Source organism: Sphingobium fuliginis (genome assembly GCF_015074805.1).
Classification (GTDB): domain Bacteria; phylum Pseudomonadota; class Alphaproteobacteria; order Sphingomonadales; family Sphingomonadaceae; genus Sphingobium; species Sphingobium fuliginis.
This window is the reverse complement of record NZ_CP060035.1, coordinates 1,465,056-1,484,105: the sequence shown is the minus strand read 5'-3', so window position 1 is coordinate 1,484,105 and position 19,050 is coordinate 1,465,056. Positions and strand designations below refer to the sequence as shown.

Below are 19,050 nucleotides of genomic sequence, written 5' to 3'. Positions count from 1 at the left end.
GAAGGAGCCTCCAGATGATCCACCCAGAGACCCTCGTGGCAGCCCAGCGCAGCTTCGAGCTTCAGGACGCCGAGGCGGGCGCCCAGCGCTACTATGACGCCCAGGATCGCAAGGCCAAGCAGGAGGGCTTCGATCGCCGCGCTGACGTTCAGAAAATCATCCGAGGTGCGGTCCCGCTGGTAGCCGCCGGTCTCCGTAAGTGGATCGAAGAGGCCTCGCAGCCGAAGAAGGGGCGCCCCTCGTCCGCCCTAGCGCCCCTGCAGGAGCTGGACCCGGACGTGGTGGCCCTCGCAGCTCTCTCGCGGACCTTCAGCACCCTCGCGAAGGCCCTGCCGCTCTCTACGACCGCCGAGGCCATCGGGAAAGTAGTCCAGGTCGAGATTGAGGCCTTGATGATCCAGGAGGCGGACCCCAAGGCTGCCAAGCGGTTCCTGAAGATGGCCGAGGGTGATCCATCGGAACGCTCGACCACCAAGCGCCACGAGTCCCTCAAGGCGGCCCTGGAGATCGGCCTGGAGTGGTCTCGCCGAATGCAGGTCCTCGTCGGCGGGACGGTCCTCCATGTGCTCCTTAAGGCCCTGCCGGACATCTTCATGATCAAGACCATCATTGATCAGCGCGGGACGGTCCTGGTCGTTGCCCTGACCGAGGAGGCCCTGGACCAAATCGCCGACATGGCCCAGGCCGCCGCCTGGATGCAGCCCCTCCTGAAGCCCATGATGGTCGAACCCCGCAAGTGGGAGCATTTCGACACCGGCTGCTACCTGGAGTATCAGGTGAGCAGGACAGTACCGATGGTCCGCACCTTCAACCGCGAACACCAGAAGATGATCCGACAGGCGATCAAGGACGGGACGATGCAGGAGGAGCTGGACGCCCTAAACGGCATTCAAGGCACCCGCTTCGCGATCGACACCCGCGTCCTTGAGGTAATGAAGTGGGTCCAGGGGGAGGGCTACCAGCCCGCCAAGTCCTTCCCCCTGTCGAACCTCCCAGAGAAGCCGGTCAAGATCGCTAAGGAGGAATGGGAGACGCTGGAGGCGGAAGTGCGGACAGCCAAGTCCCGCCAGCGTAAGTCCGTCATGAACATTCGGGCGGCCGCCAGCGTGAACCTCGCGGTATTCCGCACGGACCTGGAGGAGGCCGACCGGCTGAAGGACCTTCCATGCTTCTACCTCCCGCACTCCATGGACTTCCGGGGCCGCGTCTACGCCGTCCCACACTTCAACCCCCAGCGCTCCGACCATGTCAAGGCGCTCTTCCGGTTCGCTGACGCAGTCCCGATGGGTCCTGACGGTGGCTACTGGCTTTCGATCCACCTCGCCAACTGTGGGGACTTCAAGACCCGCACGGGCCGCAAGGCCTCGAAGGACGAGTTCGCCGAGCGGGTCCAGTGGGTGAAGGACAACGAGGATATGGTGATCGGCGCCGCTATGGACCCGGTACCGACCCTATTCGGGACCTCATTCGCAAGCCCATTCTCCAACAACTGCAAGAGAACCATGAGGCTCGCCAAAAGGAAGACGCTAAGCTCCGAAAGCTCGGCATCGACCCCAACAATTCACTCAAGCCCGCCCAGGCGCCAAAGGGCGCATTGACGAGCCTCGCTTCCCGAGTGGTTGAGGCAGGCTCCCGCGCCCTGGGCAGTACCGAGGCGACAGCGGCCCAGCGGGCACGCCGGTTCGAAGAGATCAACTATGACTGGAACCCCCTGTCCGCCGCCGACGAGGTTGGCACACAGCTCGGGCACGCCTCGCGTAGGAGCGACAAGTTCCGCAAGGATGCCCTCACCGAAGGTGCCCTGAACCTTACCCTGGAGGCGGGAGGCGCTGCCCTGGCCCCTCTGGCCCGCGCTGCCTTCCGGTCCAAACCCGTTAAGGAAGTGGTGCGGGCCTTGAGACCATATAGCCTCGACCTTAAGACGCCGCTTCCTGGCGCTCCGACATCGACCGCGACCCGTAAATACATCGGCCCTTCGCCTGACCTTCGGCAGACCGCCATGGACTACGCCGAGGACGTCGGCATGGGCTACAAGCCACTCGATCGCTACCTCAAGGTGGACCCCGAGCGCTCCAAGGCAATAGCCGCCGCGTTCGACGCCATGCCCCATGATCCGGCCAACCCCGACGTACGTAAGGCCTATCAGGCTCTCGCCGAGGAAACCCTAGGACAATATCAGTACCTCCGGGATCGGGGTTACGAGTTCGACTTCTACCCCACGGACGGGACGGACCCGTATCCCAGCCCCTGGGATGCCGTGATGGACCTCCAGAACAACCGACGCATGAAGGTATACCCAACGGTGGAAGGCTACGGAGACGGGGCGATTTCCCCTGAGGAAATTGCTGCAAACCCGATGCTTTCTGCCATCCCAGGGGAAACCTGGAGCGGCCGCCCGGTCCTACTCAATGACGCCTTTAGAGCCGTCCATGATGCCTTCGGGCACGCCAAGGACGGAGTGGGCTTCCGAGCCGATGGTGAGGAGACCGCCTGGGCCAGCCATATGCCAATGTTCAGCCGGGACGCCCAGAGGGCGCTCACGTCAGAGACCAGAGGTCAAAATAGCTGGCTGAACTACGGCCCCCACGGCGAAGCCAATCGCACCGCGAGCACCGCAGACACGGTCTTTGCGGACCAGAAGATCGGCCTTCTGCCAGAGTGGACCCTCGACGCGACCGGGATGCCTCCCAGCGCCGAGTGGAATATGGAGAACGTCGCCAAGCTGCTCCAATCCTCGCCCGAGGATGAGGTGGCCCACGTCGCCCATATGTCTCCTGAAGAGTTCCTCGGCCTCACCGCAAGCCGTCAGGGCCGCGAGGCGCTCCATACGACCGACTATCTTGGTGATTTCGACCCTACAAAATACCACGAGGCGGGTCCGATCACTCTGGGCGTTAAGTACGGAGGGGAGCCTTCAGCGGTCCAGAAGTCAATGGGCGTCGAGCAGCTCCCAAGCCTCGTAATGGACCATGACGGACGTCACCGCATGGCCACTCTTCAGCGCCAGGGCGTGACCAAAGTTCCGGTCCTGATCCGAAGTCGTGACGGCTCCCTTCCGAGGACGCCGGAGGGCGTGAAGCTCACTCCGCAGCGCGGCAGATTGTCCAGTGCTAACAATGGAGACACCCCCGCGATCCTGGGGGCGCTCACGAGCATCCGCGACTATCTGCGTTAGTTGGTTCCGCCCTGGCGATACTTTCGGGTTCCCAGGGCGTATACCGTGAGCGCGTTTATATTGGCGATAATCTCGTCGATTTCCGGAGTCCTGGTCACGTTGCCGAGGCGCAGAAGGGCCGTCACGTTCCTGCCGATCGCATTGTACGTAGCAATCGCATCCTCATCGACGAGCTTCATATCAACTTCAAGTGCCATCGGCCGATTCTAGCACCAAGCCTGTAGAGATCAACCCGTGCCCACCAAGCCCACCGGGCGCCCTCGGGGACGCCCAAAAGGGGTGAAAAACAAGCCCAAGTCCATCGAAGAGTTCGTCTTCCAGACGATCACAGCGCCTCCACCGCCGCCCCCGCGTCCGGTTAAAATGGCGGCTCGGGGACCCTGGGCCAATATGACCCCTGAGGAGCGTAAGGCGTACAGCCAGAAGCTCATCGCAGCCCGCAAGGGCAATCATCCGAACAAGCCCATTCCAGGCAAGCCCGCAAAACTCACCAACGCCCAATGGGCCGAGGTGCAGGAGGCGGCACGCCTCGACACCAAGAGAATTATGAAGAAGATCAAGGAAGCCGGTCAGCTCCCCGACGACCCGATGGCAGTCGAGGCGTTGGAGAAGACCGTCAAGACCCTGCGTGAATGCGGACGGAGCCTTGGCCTCCCGCGTGACGACGGTCGAGGCCAACTACCAGAACGCGGGGCAAGTGTCGGCGGCCGTGAATGCCGCAGTCTCCTCTGAGGCGACCGCAAGGGCCAACGGCGACACCGCGAACGCAAATGCCATTACGTCCCTGACCGGCACGGTGAACGGACACACAGCCTCCCTCACGACCCAATCGGGGGCCATAGCGACCCTACAGGGCCGCACGTCAGCCTTCTGGCAAGTGGATGCCGTGGCAGGCGGGCGGGCGCAGCTCAAGGTCTATGCGGACGCCAACGGAGGCGGTGGCGTGGACATTGTCGGGGACGTTCGGATCAGCGGAAACCTTGTGGTGGACGGGACGATCAGTACCGGCAAGATCACCAATCAGGCCGTATCCAAGACCAATTACGCCCAGCTCTCCGCTCCTGGGATCGACGTCCCGACAAACTCGGAGGTCGCCCTCTATACCACGACGTTTGTAAAGGACGAGGGCGCCTCAGACATCGAGTTTGAGTGCTCCCTGGCCATGACCGCTACAGCATTCAATCTGTGGATGCGCATCTACGTGGACGGGGGCGTCTCGTGGTTCAGGCGGCTCAATGTCCCCGGCATGGGAGCGAGCACCGGCTCGGATTTCATGTCCTCCCGCTATCGCATCTCCGGGCTTTCCGCAGGCAGTCACACGATCAGCTTCCGGGTGTTCAACAACTTCCCGACAGGCGGACAGGCTCTCAACGTGGGCGAAGGCTCCAACTTCCAAATCACCGAAGTGAAAAAGTAAAACAATGAACGAGTTTTTCGTCATCTACTCCACGGGGACCGGGCAGGAATACATACGCGGCTCCGGTCCGGATGGGACCGCCCGTCTCCAGTTGTCATCGGTCCTGCAATTCTCCGCAAAAGTGGGCTTTGAAAATTCCCTAGTTGGTGGCCCCTTCATCTCATTCTGCCGGGGCTAGCCCCGGCAGAATGAGATGAGCCGACATCGTCCTCATCTCCTTTGCAGACGCGGAGACGGGGCCGATGATCCGACTTGGAGAATTGATGATGATCCTCGAGCTACATCGGCAGGGCGTATCCATATCAGCCATCGCCCGACGCACTGGCCGCGATCCCAAGACCATCCGCAAATATATCGAACGGGGCGTCGAAGCTCCGGTCTATGGCCCACGCGCATTGGGACGGCCGAACAAGCTGGCGCCCTATCTGGAATTTCTGCGCGAGCGGGTGGCGGCCTTTCCCGATCTGACAGCGGCGCGCCTGACGCGGGAAATCCGTGAGCTGGGTTATATGGGCGCCTATACTGCCGTGAAGCGGTTCCTGGCCGCGATCCGGCCGGAAAACGGCCCCAAGCCCTTCGAGGTGCGGTTCGAGACGCCGCCAGGCGTGCAGGCGCAGATCGACTTCGCCCGGTTCGTCGTTGATTTTACCGATGAGCCTGGCGTCAGCCGGATCGTCTGGCTGTTCAGCCTGGTGCTGGGGCATTCGCGCTTCCTGTTTGCACGCTATGTCATGCACCAGGATCTCCAAACCCTGTTGCGCTGCCATATGCAGGCTTTTGAAACGATCGGCGGTGTTCCGATCGAGATCCTCTACGATCGCATGAAAACCGCCGTGACGGGGGAGGATGATCAGGGCCATATCATCTACAATCGATCATTGCTGGCCCTGGCGCGGCATTACCGCTTCGTACCCCGCGCCTGCCGCCCCTATCGGGCCAAGACCAAGGGAAAGGTCGAGCGGCCGTTCAGCTATATCCGCAAGGACTTCTTCCTGGGCCGAAGCTTCCGCAATCTGGAAGATCTCAATGTCCAGCTGATAGACTGGCTCGATACCGTCGCCAACGTCCGTGTCCATGGCACGACGCAGCGGATCATTCTCGAAGCCTTTGCCGCCGAGCAGCCTGAGCTGCAACTGCTCCCAGCAGAGCGCTTCGATGCCGTGCTGAAGCTGGAGCGCCGCGTCAGCCACGACGGCATGGTCTCCGTCGGCGGCAACTATTACAGCGTTCCCGATCGCACCCGCCGCGTCGTCGAAATCCAGCAGTTGCCCGACAAGATCCGGATCATCGACCTGGGCCAGGTCATTGCCGAGCATCCTGTCCTGGAGGGGCGCCGACAGTACAGGATCGATCCTGTGCATCGAACCGGAGGCAGCGGGGCCAAGCGTCGTCACCACGCAAAGGATGCAATCACCATTGGCCGTATCGGCGAGCATGTCGCTGTGCGCTCCCTGGCGATCTATCAGGCGATCGGCAGCCAACTGGCCCGAGGAGAACGGCCATGAGCCATGGGGGTGCTGCGTCTCGCGTTGATAATATCCGCCGCAGTCTGGTCCATCTTAAAATGCCGCGCGCCCTGGAAATGCTCGACGCCACCCTGCGCGGGATCGAGCAGGGCAAGATCGATGGCGTTGAGGCGATCGACATATTGCTGAACGAAGAACTGTCGCTGCGGGAGAACCGCAGGATCAAGGCGGCCCTGCGCATGGCCAGGCTGCCGATCATCAAGACGCTGGACGGATATGACTTCTCCTTCCAGCCATCGCTCGACCGCAACCGGATCCTGGCGCTGGCCGGCCTCGACTTCATCAACCGGGCCGAGGTCGTGCATCTGCTGGGGCCGCCGGGCACCGGGAAAAGCCACATCGCGACCGCCCTCGCAGTCGAAGCCGTGAAGGCAGGCAAAAGCGTCTACTTCATCCCGCTTGCCGATCTGATCGCTGCGCTGGCCAAGGCTGAACGCGAAGGAACGTTGCGCGAAAGGATCCGCTTCCTGTGCCGCTCCTCCCTGCTCGTCGTCGATGAGATCGGATATCTCCCTGTCACGCCGGGCGGCGGCAACCTGTTCTTCCAGCTCGTCAACGCCCGATACGAAAAGGGCGCCATGATCCTCACATCCAACCGCGGCTTTGCGGAATGGGGGGATGTCTTTGGCGATCCTGTGGTGGCGACGGCCTTGTTGGACCGCCTCCTTCACCATGCCGTTGTCATCCAGATCGAGGGCTCGAGCTATCGTATGCGACAGCACGCCGACCTGCTGCCTGAGCATGCGCGCGCAACTCCATCCATCAACCCACCGCCCTTGCCGAAACGGCGCGGCCGACCACCAGCAAAGGAAAAGCCAGATCTCCATCACGGCTGATCACCGGCACAGACCGTCCCGCCAAACTAGGGAATTTTAGATGCCCACTTTTGCGGAATCTTCGGTGCCCGTTGACACCAGTTTCTTTCAGACGACCGGGGGGTAGTCATAATCCCAGCCGAGGCCTACCTCGCGCAGACGCCTCTCCTCGAAATCGACCCGGCAGCGCTACGATCGTCCCTGTGGGACTTCACGAAGACGATACGGACCCGGTTCTCTATCTCCGGCGCTGCCACTTCCTGGGGCGTCGTGGACTCCGAGCCTCTCAGTATCCAGGCCCTACAGCTCAAGGCGGGCGTTGCGTTTCACCGCAAGCACCTTGGCGACAGCTCGCCCCTCCAGTTCACCCTCCAGGACAATTCGGTCGTAACGCTCTCTCCGGACGACGCGCTCCAGATGGTGGGCGAGGCTCTCGAATATGTGGACGGCATCTATGCGCACGCTCGCGGCCTTCGTGAGGCTCTGGACGCAGCCCAGACGGCCCAAGAGGTCCTAGCGGTGGACGTCTTCCGAGGGTGGCCCACGGCCTCCTAATTCCCCAAGGATTTTAAATTGACATGGTATAACACGGGCACAGTGTCCGTGACGAACAATGGCACGACCGTAACGGGCGCTGGGACCTCCTGGACCACTTACGTTGATGCCGGACAGGCCTTTGTGGGACCTGACGGTCTCGCCTACGAAATCGCGGCGGTCGTCTCCGCCACCTCCCTGACCCTCGCGAGTGCCTACAAGGGCGCCACGGCCTCGGGGCAGGCCTACCGGATCATGCCGGTACAAGGGTACGTAAGGGACCTTGCGCTCTCCGCGTCCGACTTGCTCCTTTCGTTCTCCTCCGTCCGCGATGGGGTAGGGCAGGGCAAATTCCCCGATGGGACGGTGGGGGCGCCAGGTATCCGCTTCGCCAACGACGAGGACACCGGCATTTACCGGATCGGGGCCAATGTCATCGGCATCACTACCAATGGGACCGAAAGGCTCCGCGTTGACGCGAGCGGCAACGTCGGGGTCGGCGTGGCTCCCGTGGCCCGGTTAGACGTTGCGAACGTCTCGCGCATCCGCTGGCAATTGACGGACGGCATCGTGAGAGAAACCGCAACCAATGCCTCCGCAAATGCATATGCCGCTAAAGTTAACGATGCCGCTGAACATGTTTTTAGTGGTTCCGGGTCGGAATGGATGCGTTTGGTAAACGGTAATGCCGGGATCGGCGTAACTCCTTCCCGCTTGCTGCATATTGGCGGAAGGTCGTCACCGGAGTTCCTGATCCAAAGCAGCGATGCGGCTTCTTGGAAAGCGCGGATAACCTTCGGGAACGCAGCGGTAAAATGGGAAATGGGTTCTGACATTGGCAATGTCGGAGATAACAATTTCTATTGGTATGATGCTGTTGCGGGTGCTGAGCGCATGCGGATTTCCAGTAACGGCTCTTTAACGATCGGTACTCAAACAACTGCGCCAAATGCGTTTTTGAATGTTGCTGCGGGTGCGCAAGTGCGTAACAATGGTGGCGGCGAGCCGATCATGCAGACATACAACACAAATGCTCCATCAGGTTCAAGATACTATAGGCTTGTAGGAGGCAACGACGGCGGTTTCAGTTTGCAAAAGGTGAATGACGCTTATACTTCTGCCGCGTTGTGTTTTGTTTGGGATGGTGCGTTTAGACCCGGAGGCGACAACAATACTTGGTTGGGGCATCCGTCTTATCGGTGGAACCAGCTTTTTGCAGGAACCGGCACTATCAACACGTCCGACGAACGCGCCAAGCAAGACATTACGCCCATCCCTGACGAATGGCTGGACGCTTGGGCCGCTGTAGACTGGAAGCGCTACAAGTTCATCGACGCCGTGCAGGCCAAGGGCGACAACGCCCGGTGGCACTTGGGCCTTGTAGCCCAGGCGGTCCGCGATGCCTTCGCTGAGAAGGGCCTAGACGCTGAGAGGATCGGCCTCCTCTGCTTCGACCAGTGGGACGAGCAGACCGAGCCGGTTTACGAGACGGTCGAAATCCCGGAGGTACTGGACGATGACGGCAACGTCCTCGAACCGGCCCGAACGGAACAGCAGGACACCGGAGAAACCCGCGTGACCTTGGAAGCCGGGGACCGTTGGGGCCTCCGGTATGATGAGTGCTTTGCGCTCGAAGCGGCCTACCAGCGTAGGCGCATGGATAGAATTGAGGCCCAGCTCGAGGCCCTTGAGAACACTGAATGACCCCCAATGACCTGACCCCCGTGACCCTCATGCTCGAAATGAGGGAACGGCTGGTCCGAATCGAGACCAAGCAGGACAACGCCGCCGAGAAGGTGGAGGACGTCGTAAAGACGCAAGAGAACCACGAGGCGCGTATCGTCGCCCTGGAGACCGAACAGGCAAACCAGAAGGCCCGCGTGGCTCTCCTCATGGGCCTCGGGGGCGCGGCAGTGACTGTCGCATCCATCTTCGGCGACAAACTCCTCTCGCTCTTCTGACCGCTGCCATAGCTCGCCCTGCCCGAGTCGTGCTGCGAATGTGGCGCGATTTGGCACGGCAGTTAAGATTCGTTTCCAAAAAGTTATCCACAATTTTCCCTCGCCTTAACCCTCCTTTCTGGAGGGTTCTTTTTTCGTTCTCGTTGTCCCCGTTATGAAATCCTGCAAGGAACGATCTGCAAGTGACGACGTTACTCACTTGCGGACTATCCGCTAATGCTATAGGGAAACGAAGCGATGGCAAAGGAACAAGCATCGATGAAGACGATAAAGCGCATCATCGACGCATTCAGGAACAGCATCAGCGAAAGCGCCCCGCTCTCGCTCGTCCAGTCGTTCATCGCGGTCTGCGAGAATGAAGGGAAGGGCGTGGTGGAGCTTGCTGAGATCGTCGGGTCTTCCCGAACGACCATGAGCAGGCACTTGCTGGACCTTTCGGAGAGCCTCCGGTCCGGCGCGGACGGCTACAAGCTGCTCCAACGCACCCAGGACCCCAGCAACATGCGGTCTGTTGTGTACACGCTGACCCCCAAAGGGAAGGTCCTACGCAACACGCTGCTCGATCTATTGGAGTGAGCAATGGCAATCTATGCGGACAAGAAAAACGGAAAGCTGACCGGACGTTTTCGGGTCGAGCTTCAGCGGGGGAAGGAGCGCTACCGCAAGCGCTGGGACACCCACGCCGAGGCCGAGGCAGACGAGAAGGCCGTCCTGGCCTCCTGGGCATCCGGGGAGGCTCCTCCGGCCCCTGGGATGGCTCCTGGCGCCCCTGAGGTCCACACCATCGGCAGCACGATCGAATTGGCCCGTGGCATCCTCTGGGACGGCGCGGACACCGAGGAGCTGTGCTATCAGCGCCTGGAGATCGTTGCGGAGATGATAGGCCGCAACACCCGGCTGGATGCGATCGATACGCAGATGATCGACAGCCTCGCGAAGAAGCTGAAGGCCAGCGGGCGGTCAACCGGGACCATCAACCGCTACCTCTCGCACCTCCACGTCTTCCTCAAGTTCTGCAAGGAGCGGAAGTACCGGACGCTCCCAGTGGACGGAGAGGAGGGCATCACCTTCGCCTGGAAGAAGGCCAAGAAGGGCCGCATCAGGTGGCTGACCTTGGACGAGGAGAACGCCCTCAGGGACTTCCTGTTGAGCCGAGAGCACGAGAAGGCTGGAGCTGCCAAGCACGTCTGGGATGTCATCCAGATCGCCTTGGAGACCGGCTGCCGTCGCGACGAAATCCTGACGGCCAAGCTCGACCAGCTCAACGGGCGCAGCCTGACCCTCTGGGAGACCAAGACGGAAGCCCATCGGACTATCCCGCTTAGTCCGCATGTGCGGAACCTCCTGGTCAATTTGATTAAGTCTGGGAACATGCCGTCCCGCCGCAGCCTGCGGACTTGGTGGGAGAAGGCCCGTGTGCACATGGGGCTTGCAAATGACCCGGACTTTGTGTTTCACGCCTGCCGACATACATGCGCTTCACGGATGGTTGACGCCGACGTCAACATCTTCGTGATCCAGGAATGGATGGGCCACAAAGTGATCGAGACGACCCGACGTTACGCACATGTGAAACCTCAAAAACTAGAGGATGCACTGCGTAAGGTGGGGGATCATCTCAAACTGGTCGCTGAGAACCCCAGCATTTCTGCGCTTTATCGTGCTCCCCACCAGCTCCCCACCGATGGGGAAATGGATGAGTTCGACGAAGCGGCTTGACTTTAGACCCTCGGAAATCCAAGGGGTTCTGAACGCGGGCGTGGTGAAACTGGTAGACGCGCCGGACTCAAAATCCGGTTCCGAAAGGAGTGTCGGTTCGATTCCGACCGCCCGCACCATCTTATTTAGCCTCAAGCTTATTTTGCCTCAAGCGCCGGGCGGCCGCATCCGCGGCGCTGGCTATCCTCGCATAAGCTCGGGCGGCCGTTCGGTTCGCCCTTGCGAACCCCGCCGGGTTCGATGCCCTCTTTCCAGACATGGCCATGCACTAAAAAGCCCGGCAGCATGGCTGCCGGGCAGGCGAGCTTTTACAGGGTAAAAGCTTCGGGTCGCACCCCAGCGATTAACCGCAAATATTTAAGATACCAGAGGAATTTGCCGATCCAGCCGGAATGGATCAATCCCTTGCCCCGCCGCCCTGCGCGTTGAACCAGGGGATCATCCGGGCGATGGCATCCTCCACCCGATCGGTGGAAACCGCGAAACTGAAGCGGATATGCCGGTGCCCGTCGACCGGATCGAAATCGATCCCCGGCGCCGTCGCCACCCCCGTTTCGCGCAGCAATCTCTGGCAGAAGGACAGGCTGTCATTGGTCAGATGCCCCACATCCGCATAGATGTAGAAGGCCCCGTCCGGCGGCGCGATCTCCTTCAACCCCAGCGCGGGCAGGGCGGCCAGCAGCAACTCCCGGTTGCGCCGATAGGTCGCGACATGCCCCTCCAGCTCATCGACGCAGTCGAACGCCTTCAACCCCGCATGCTGCGCCAGGGAAGGCGGCGTCAGGAACAGATTGCCCATCCGCGCCCGCGCCGTGTCGATCAGGCCGGGCGGAAACACCACCCAGCCCAGCCGCCACCCGGCCATGGAAAAATATTTGGAGAAGCTGTTCACGACGATGGCGTCCGGCGCGAATTCCAGCATCGACCGCGCCGGTTCGCCATAGCTGAGCCCGTGGTAAATCTCGTCGGAGACGATGCGAATGCCCCGCACCCGGCAAACCTCTGCGATGCGCGCCATCTCCTCGGCGGGAATGATGGTCCCCGTGGGATTGGCCGGACTGGCGATGATCGCCCCATCCGGCGCGGGTTCCAGGGCCTCCAGCGCCGCCGCGCCGATCTGGTAACGCTCCGCAGGCCCGCAATCGACCTCCAGCGGCTCCAGATACAGCGCCTTCAACGTATTGCGATAGGCGACATAGCCCGGCCGCGCCGTCGCCACCCGCGCACCCGGCGCGAACAGGCTGGTCAGCGCCAGCACCAGCCCCGGCGAAGCGCCGCAGGTGAGCAATATCTGCTCCGCTTCCACGGCCACGCCATAGCGCTCCCGATAATGGAGCGCGATCCGCTCCTTCAGCGCCGGACTTTCCCAATAGCCCATGGGGTCGCGATCCAGCACGGCATGCGCTTCCATAATCGCAGCAGAGGGCGCCCCCGTGGACGGTTGCCCGAATTCCATATGCAGGATGGATCGCCCCTCGGCCTCCAGCCTGTGGGCTTCCCGGCTGATGGCGATGGCGTGAAAAGGATCGATATTGGCAACCATGCGTCGCCTCTTACCCGCGCCGCAACCTTGTCACAATTGCCGCGTTGGCGATGGATGAACGAAACCATGCTCGACGCGCTGCAATATTATGGCGCAGGCGCCGCCACCATCGCCGCTTTCATCGTCTCCCTCAATCTCGGCCGCCGCATCACGGGCTGGGCTTTCGTCCTCTTCGTGACCTCCTCCATCGCCCTGATCGGCTGGGGTTTCCTGTCGGAAGACAGCGAAGGCATAGGCTTCCAGAATATCGCGCTGCTCCTGATCAATCTCGTCGGCGTCTGGCGCTATCTCATCTCCAGGCACAAGCCGCGCGACTGAACCTATTCCGAAATCCAAACCTCCACCGAAACCGCATGCTGGCACAGCGCCACCCGGACAGGCAGTTCCTCCACCGGCCCCCCCGCCAAGGCCCGGTCATAGACCGCCTTCTTCGCCGCCCCGCCGATCTGGAGGAAGATATGCCGGCTCGCAAGGATCGCCCGGGCGCTCATCGACATGCGCTGATGCGGCGCAGCGGGCGGCGTGACCGCGATCGTCAGGGCATGGGTGGAAAGCCCCTCCGCCAGTTCCTTCGCCCCCGGAAACAGCGAAGCGGTATGCCCATCCTCCCCCATCCCCAGCAGCACGATGTCGAGCGGCCAGGGCAGGGCCGCGAACGCCGCCTCGCACTCGGCCTGCCCGGCATAGGCGTCCGCCGCCTCATTCTTCATCGGCACGAACCGCGCCGCCCCGGCCTTCCCCTGCAACAAAGTCCCGCGCACCAGCCGCTCATTGCTGTCCGCATGGTCCGGCGCCACCCAGCGCTCGTCGACCAGCGTCACGATCACCTTGCCCCAGTCGAGCGCCATCGCCGACAAAGCCTCCAGCACGGGCCTTGGCGAGCGCCCGCCCGACAGCGCGATCGTCGCCACCCCCCGCGCCGCGATGGCATCCCCGAGGATCGCGGCGATCCGCCGCGCCATGTCCGCCGCCGCCAGCGCGCCATCGACGAAAAGATGTTCGGTAGGCATGTCGTTCAATTCTCTTCGGCCAGATTGTCTTCAGGGATCGTGCAGATGTCGATCCATCGCGCGGCGGTCAGCTCGGCCAGCCGCTCCGGCGTCAACTCCACCGAAGTCGTCCGCGATCCCGCCGCCGGAAACACCGTCTCGAAATCCCGCAGCGAAATGTCGCAATAAACGGGCAGGGGAGAGGTCAGCCCAAAGGGACAGACGCCCCCCACCGGATGCCCGGTCAGCCCCTCCACCTCCTCCAGCCCCAGCATGCGCGGCCTGGCGCCCAGCGCCGCCTTCGCCTTCCCGTTATTCAGCCGCGCATCGCCCCGCGCCACCACCAGCGCGACCTCATCCCCGACCCGCAACGACAGCGTCTTGGCGATCCGCGCCGGAACCACGCCCAGGGCCTCCGCCGCCTCATTGACCGTGGCGGTGCTCACCCCCTGGTCGATGATGGCGACATCCGGCGCATGGACGGAGAAAAAGGCCCGGACCGACTCCGCGCTCATTCCCCTCCATTCCCCCTTTGCTGTATCTCGGTCAGCTTGCGCTCCCAGGCGAGGGCATGGGTGACGATCTGATCCAGATCGGCATAAAGCGGCTTCCATGGGAATTCCCCCATGATCGCCCGATTGTCGGAAATGAGCGCATCCGGATCGCCCGCGCGCCGTCCCTCCATCCGCCGGTCGATCTTCAGGTTCGTCACCCGGTCGACCGCGTCCAGCACCTCCAGCACGGAAAAGCCCCGGCCATAGCCGCAGTTGAGCAGATAATTCTGCTCCGGCCTGACCATCAGCGCCTCCAGCGCCAGCACATGCGCCGCCGCCAGATCGGTGACATGGATATAGTCGCGCACCCCGGTCCCGTCCGGCGTGTCGAAATCGGTCCCGAACACCGAAACATGGCTCCGCTTGCCCAAGGCCGCCTCGACCGCGACCTTGATCAGATGCGTCGCCCCCGCCGTCGACTGTCCCGTCCGCCCGGCCGGATCGGCGCCCGCCACGTTGAAATAGCGTAGCGCGCAGAAATTCATCGCATGCGCCGCGCTGACGTCGCGCAGCATATATTCGGTCATCAGCTTAGACATGCCATAGGGATTGATCGGCCGCTGCGGCGTGGTCTCCCGGACCGGGCTTTCCTCCGGAATGCCATAGGTCGCCGCCGTCGAGGAGAAGATGAAATGCGGCACGCCTACCGTGACGACGCTCTCGATCAGGTCGCGGGTCTTGGCGCTGTTGTTATGATAATATTTGAGCGGGTTCTCGACCGATTCCGGCACCACCACCGATCCGGCAAAGTGCATCACCGCCTTCACGCCATGATCGCGCAGGGCCTTCTGCACCAGCGGCTGATCCGAAATATCGCCCTCGACGAAAGCCACATCGTCCGGCACCGCCCAACGGAACCCCGTCACCAGATTGTCGATCACCACGACGCCATAGCCCGCGTCGCGCAGCGCCAATACGGCATGGCTGCCAATATAGCCGGCCCCGCCCGTGACCAGAACCGACGGCTTTTCGCTCATAAGATGAAGGTCTCCCGATAGATCAGGGCCGCCGCCATTCTCCCCCGTCATGCTGAAACAAGTCCAGCATGACGAATGAGAAGGTTACAGCCCTTTGCCTGTCAGGACTAGATCAGCTTCGTGACGATTCCCACCCCATTCATGCCGCGGCGCGGGACGAAACGGGGCGATAGAAAGTCGCGCCGCTTGCCGCCATGTCCTGCAACTGGACCGTGGGCGCGAAGCGATCCCCATGCGTCGCCGCCAGCCGCTCCAGCACCGCGACGACATGGCCGATGCCGACCGTGTCCATATGGCTGAACGGTCCGCCGGTATAGGGCGCGAAGCCCCAGCCGAAGATCGCCCCGATGTCGCCATCCTCCGGCGTCTCCAGCACGCCTTCCTCGAAGCAGCGCGCGCATTCGATCAACTGGCGGTAGAGCAGCCGCTCCTTCACTTCCTCGACATCGGGCTGCACGGCGGCGCGCGGGAACATCTCCTCCAGTCCCGGCCAGAGATGCTTCTTGCCGCCCTCGGGATAGTCATACCAGCCCTTGGCGCTTTTCCGCCCCAGCCGCCCCAGTTCGACCATCCGCGCCATCACCGCGTCGGACGGCTGCGCGACATAGGCGTCGCCCAGCTCTTTCTGCGCGGCGACGACGATCTTGTGGCCCAGCTCGATGGAAACCTCGTCGCCCACCGCCAGCGGCCCCACCGGCATGCCCAGTTGCCGCCCGGCATTTTCGATCAGCGCGGGATTGATCCCCTCCGCCACCATCTCCACGCCCTCCTGCACATAGGTGCCGAAGCAGCGCGAGGTATAGAAGCCGCGCGAGTCATTGACGACGATCGGCGTCTTCCTGATCTGGGCCACGAAATCCAGCGCCTTAGCGATGGCGGCCGGCCCGGTCTCCTTGCCCAGGATGATCTCCACCAGCGGCATCTTCTCGACCGGCGAGAAGAAGTGGATGCCAATGAAATTCTCCGGCTTGCTCCACGCCTTCGCCAGCTTGGTGATCGGCAAAGTGGAGGTGTTCGACCCGAAGATCGTATCCGAGCCCAGCACCTCCTCGACCTTCTTGGTCACTTCGGCCTTGATCGCGACATCCTCGAACACCGCCTCGATCACGAAGTCCGCTCCGGCCAGCGCGGCATAATCCGTCGTCGGCGTCACGCGGGCCAGGGTCTCCGCCATCTTCTCCGGCGTCATGCCCCGGCCCAGCCGCTTCTTCAGCACCTCCTCGACATGCGCCTTGCCCTTTTCGGCATAGGCCTGGTCGCGGTCGAACAGCACGACCTCGATCCCCGCCTGCGCGGCCACGGTGGCTATCCCTGCGCCCATCATGCCCGCGCCCAGCATGGCCAGCTTCTTCGTCGGCGCCTTGGGCTGGTCCTTGGGCCGCCGCGCTCCGCGCTCAGCCGCCTGCTTGTTGACGAACAGGCTGCGGATCATGTTCGCCGCCTGCGGGTCGGCCGCGACCTTGGCGAAATATTTGCTCTCCACCCGGATCGCCCGGTCGATGGGCAGGAAAGCCCCCTCATAGACCGCCGAAAGCAGCGCGATCGGCGCGTTCATGTTGCGCTGGGTCTGCTTGAGCGTCATCGGCAGGGCGCCCGCCATGGTCTGGACGAAGGCCGGATTGAAGCCGCCCGCGCCGCCGGGGAATTTGAAGCCCTTGACGTCCCAGGGCTGCACGAAGGCGTTGGGATTGGCCTTCACCCATTCGCGCGCGGCTTCGACCGCCGTGCCCTGCGGCACGACCTGATCGACCACCTTCATCATCGCTGCGTCGGCGGGACGGAACAGCTTGCCCTGCAACATGTACATCAGCGACGCCTGCACCCCCATGATGCGCGGCAGGCGCTGCGACCCGCCGCCGCCGGGGAACAGGCCGATCAGGATTTCGGGCAGGCCCAACTGCGTCTTCGGGCTGTCCCCGACGATCCGGCGATGGCAGGCCAGCGCCAGTTCGAACCCGCCGCCGACGCAGGTCCCCTCGATGGCGCAGGCGATCGGCTTGCCGCAGGTCTCCAGCCGCCGGAACAACTGGTTCAGCACGAAAACCTTGTCGAAGATCGCTGCGGGGGAGGGGCGTTTCCCATTTTCGCTGACCAGCATCGACCCGAAATATTTGAGGTCCATGCCCGCCATGAAGCCGCTGCTCTTGCCCGACGCGATGACCGCGCCCTTGATCTCCTCCTCGGAGGAAATGCGCGTGATCGCCGCGTCCAGATCGGCCAGGAAATCCGGGCCGATGACGTTCATCGACTGATCGGGAACATCAATGGTGAGGGTTGCGATGCCGTCGGCGTCGATGTCGAAATTGATGGTCTGCATTTGAGGCAACCTTTCCTACCTCCGTTCGTGCTGAGTAGGGGCTGAGCTTGTCGAAGACCCGTATCGAAGCATTGATCCTTCGATACGCCATTTCGACGGGCTCAATGGCTACTCAGGACGAACGGCTCCAATGTTCAAACGCGCTCGATGATGATGCCCGTGCCCATGCCCGCGCCGACGCACAGGTTGATGAGCGCGGTGCCCTTGCCGCTGCGTTCCAGCTCGTCCAGCGCCGTGCCCAGCACCATAGCCCCGGTCGCGCCCAGCGGATGGCCCATGGCGATCGCGCCGCCATTGACGTTGATCTGCCCATGGTCGAGGTCCATCGCCTGCATGTAGCGCAGGACGACGCTGGCAAAGGCCTCGTTCAGTTCCCACAGGTCGATGTCGGCCTTGCTCATCCCCGCCCGATTGAGCAGCTTGCCCGCCACGAACTCAGGCCCTGTCAGCATGATCAGCGGCTCCGACCCGATAGAGGCCATGGCCTTGATCCGGGCGCGGGGTCTCAGCCCATATTTCTCGCCCATTTCCCTGTTGCCGACCAGCACTGCCGCCGCTCCATCGACAATGCCGCTGCTGTTGCCGGCATGGTGGACGTGATTGACCTTCTCCAGCTCGGGATAGCGGAGCAGGGCGATCGTGTCGAAGCCCGGCATCTCCTCACCCAGCGCGGCAAAGCTCGGCTTCAGGCTGCCGAGCGACTGCATCGTCGCGTCAGGCCGCATATGCTCGTCATGGTCGAGCACGACCGATCCGATGACGTCCTTCACCGGCACGATGGATTTGGCGAAGCGCTTCTCGTCCCAGGCGGCCTTGGCGCGTTTCTGACTCTCCACGGCATAGGCGTCGACATCGTCGCGGCTGATCCCGAACTTGGTCGCGATCACGTCGGCGCCGATGCCCTGCGGCGCGAAATAGGTCTTGTAGGCGACCGCCGGGTCCATCGCCCATGCGCCGCCGTCCGAAGCCATGGGCACGCGGCTCATCGACTCGACGCCGCCGCCGATGGCAAGGCCCGCTTCGCCGGAATAGACCTTGGCGGCGGCCATGTTCACGGCCTCCAGCCCCGAAGCGCAGAAACGGTTGATCTGCACCCCCGGCACGGTCTGGGCGTAATCGGCGTTCAGCACCGCCACGCGGGCGATGTCCGCGCCCTGTTCGCCCACCGGGCTGACGCAGCCCAGTATGACGTCATCAACATCGGCGGTGTCGATCTCCGTCCGGTCCCGCACCGCCTGCAGCATCTGCGTCGCCAGCTGGATCGGGGTGATTTCGTGCAGCGACCCGTCGGCCTTGCCCCGGCCCCGGGGCGTCCTGACGGCATCGTAGATAAAGGCTTCCATGGCTTTCCATTCCTCTCCGCTGGGCGCCGGATGTTCGCTGCGAATGTATTTACGTTTACGTAAAGTGCAAGCCTCAATCGTCAGCCCGCCCGACCGTAACGTCATCCCGCCAAAGGGGCCCCGCCTCGTCCTCCGGCGGACGTTTCAACCCTTTTCAATTCTTTTAATGATTCGCGGATT

The 19,050-nt window shown here is 62.6% G+C and carries 19 protein-coding genes and 1 tRNA gene; 13 read left to right on the top strand and 7 right to left on the bottom strand.

The features are described 5' to 3' along the window. Positions 1–14: 14 nt before the first annotated feature. Complete coding sequence (locus H5V43_RS06910; protein ID WP_193666796.1) at positions 15–1,598, top strand: hypothetical protein; 1,584 nt, start codon at positions 15–17, stop codon at positions 1,596–1,598. Then, positions 1,595–3,175: a hypothetical protein gene (locus H5V43_RS06905; RefSeq protein ID WP_037483868.1), complete on the top strand. Its 1,581-nt coding sequence runs from the start codon at positions 1,595–1,597 to the stop codon at positions 3,173–3,175. Before H5V43_RS06910 ends, H5V43_RS06905 begins: the two co-directional genes overlap by 4 nt. On the opposite strand, the gene H5V43_RS06900 is transcribed toward H5V43_RS06905, so the two are convergent. Further along, positions 3,172–3,372: a hypothetical protein gene (locus H5V43_RS06900; protein WP_025551370.1), complete on the bottom strand. Its 201-nt coding sequence runs from the start codon at positions 3,370–3,372 to the stop codon at positions 3,172–3,174. The two genes, H5V43_RS06905 and H5V43_RS06900, sit on opposite strands and share 4 nt — an antisense overlap. 82 nt (positions 3,373–3,454) lie before the next feature. Here H5V43_RS06900 and H5V43_RS06895 point away from each other — a divergent pair, with 82 nt between their 5' ends. The 10 genes from H5V43_RS06895 to H5V43_RS06850 all read left to right on the top strand — a co-directional run bounded on the left by H5V43_RS06895 (position 3,455) and on the right by H5V43_RS06850 (position 11,266). Beyond that, entirely contained in the window at positions 3,455–3,907 is a 453-nt protein-coding gene (locus H5V43_RS06895; RefSeq protein WP_128830860.1) for a hypothetical protein, read from the top strand. Then, positions 3,834–4,592, top strand: coding sequence for a hypothetical protein (locus H5V43_RS06890; protein ID WP_157846883.1), 759 nt, complete (start codon positions 3,834–3,836; stop codon positions 4,590–4,592). Before H5V43_RS06895 ends, H5V43_RS06890 begins: the two co-directional genes overlap by 74 nt. 242 nt (positions 4,593–4,834) lie before the next feature. Then, positions 4,835–6,097, top strand: a complete 1,263-nt coding sequence (istA, locus tag H5V43_RS06885) for an IS21 family transposase (protein ID WP_013041153.1) — start codon at positions 4,835–4,837, stop codon at positions 6,095–6,097. Next, the gene (istB, locus tag H5V43_RS06880) at positions 6,094–6,954 is read left to right on the top strand and encodes an IS21-like element helper ATPase IstB (protein ID WP_013041154.1); all 861 of its coding nucleotides are present in this window, start codon (positions 6,094–6,096) and stop codon (positions 6,952–6,954) included. The genes istA and istB overlap by 4 nt, the downstream gene beginning before the upstream one ends. 108 nt (positions 6,955–7,062) lie before the next feature. Then, a complete protein-coding gene (locus tag H5V43_RS06875; protein ID WP_128830846.1) occupies positions 7,063–7,488 on the top strand; it encodes a DUF4376 domain-containing protein in 426 nt (141 codons plus the stop codon). 48 nt (positions 7,489–7,536) lie between these two features. Further along, positions 7,537–9,171, top strand: coding sequence for a tail fiber domain-containing protein (locus tag H5V43_RS06870; protein ID WP_193666795.1), 1,635 nt, complete (start codon positions 7,537–7,539; stop codon positions 9,169–9,171). Then, the gene (locus tag H5V43_RS06865; RefSeq protein WP_025550974.1) at positions 9,168–9,428 is read left to right on the top strand and encodes a hypothetical protein; all 261 of its coding nucleotides are present in this window, start codon (positions 9,168–9,170) and stop codon (positions 9,426–9,428) included. Before H5V43_RS06870 ends, H5V43_RS06865 begins: the two co-directional genes overlap by 4 nt. 258 nt (positions 9,429–9,686) lie before the next feature. Further along, positions 9,687–10,004 carry a helix-turn-helix domain-containing protein gene (locus H5V43_RS06860; protein WP_025550976.1) on the top strand — a complete coding sequence of 106 codons (318 nt, stop codon included), beginning with the start codon at positions 9,687–9,689 and terminating at the stop codon, positions 10,002–10,004. Positions 10,005–10,007: 3 nt separating this feature from the next. Beyond that, positions 10,008–11,147 carry a tyrosine-type recombinase/integrase gene (locus H5V43_RS06855; RefSeq protein ID WP_025550978.1) on the top strand — a complete coding sequence of 380 codons (1,140 nt, stop codon included), beginning with the start codon at positions 10,008–10,010 and terminating at the stop codon, positions 11,145–11,147. Positions 11,148–11,181: 34 nt separating this feature from the next. Then, positions 11,182–11,266: transfer RNA gene (locus H5V43_RS06850), tRNA-Leu, on the top strand. Between the two features lie 278 nt (positions 11,267–11,544). Here the strand turns inward: H5V43_RS06850 and H5V43_RS06845 are convergent. Beyond that, positions 11,545–12,690: an aminotransferase class I/II-fold pyridoxal phosphate-dependent enzyme gene (locus H5V43_RS06845; RefSeq protein ID WP_025550980.1), complete on the bottom strand. Its 1,146-nt coding sequence runs from the start codon at positions 12,688–12,690 to the stop codon at positions 11,545–11,547. A gap of 54 nt (positions 12,691–12,744) precedes the next feature. On the opposite strand from H5V43_RS06845, the gene H5V43_RS06840 reads away from it, so the two are divergent. Then, positions 12,745–13,008: a hypothetical protein gene (locus H5V43_RS06840; RefSeq protein WP_025550982.1), complete on the top strand. Its 264-nt coding sequence runs from the start codon at positions 12,745–12,747 to the stop codon at positions 13,006–13,008. Positions 13,009–13,010: 2 nt separating this feature from the next. On the opposite strand, the gene pgl is transcribed toward H5V43_RS06840, so the two are convergent. The 5 genes from pgl to H5V43_RS06815 form a co-directional block, all read right to left on the bottom strand. Further along, positions 13,011–13,700: a 6-phosphogluconolactonase gene (pgl, locus tag H5V43_RS06835; protein ID WP_025550984.1), complete on the bottom strand. Its 690-nt coding sequence runs from the start codon at positions 13,698–13,700 to the stop codon at positions 13,011–13,013. Positions 13,701–13,705: 5 nt separating this feature from the next. Next, complete coding sequence (locus H5V43_RS06830) at positions 13,706–14,194, bottom strand: YbaK/EbsC family protein (protein ID WP_025550986.1); 489 nt, start codon at positions 14,192–14,194, stop codon at positions 13,706–13,708. After that, the gene (gene galE / locus H5V43_RS06825; protein ID WP_025550988.1) at positions 14,191–15,210 is read right to left on the bottom strand and encodes a UDP-glucose 4-epimerase GalE; all 1,020 of its coding nucleotides are present in this window, start codon (positions 15,208–15,210) and stop codon (positions 14,191–14,193) included. The genes H5V43_RS06830 and galE overlap by 4 nt, the downstream gene beginning before the upstream one ends. Before the next feature lie 139 nt (positions 15,211–15,349). After that, positions 15,350–17,527, bottom strand: coding sequence for a 3-hydroxyacyl-CoA dehydrogenase NAD-binding domain-containing protein (locus H5V43_RS06820; RefSeq protein ID WP_025550990.1), 2,178 nt, complete (start codon positions 17,525–17,527; stop codon positions 15,350–15,352). A 134-nt stretch (positions 17,528–17,661) separates the two neighbouring features. Continuing rightward, positions 17,662–18,870: an acetyl-CoA C-acetyltransferase gene (locus tag H5V43_RS06815; protein WP_025550992.1), complete on the bottom strand. Its 1,209-nt coding sequence runs from the start codon at positions 18,868–18,870 to the stop codon at positions 17,662–17,664. Positions 18,871–19,050: the final 180 nt, after the last annotated feature.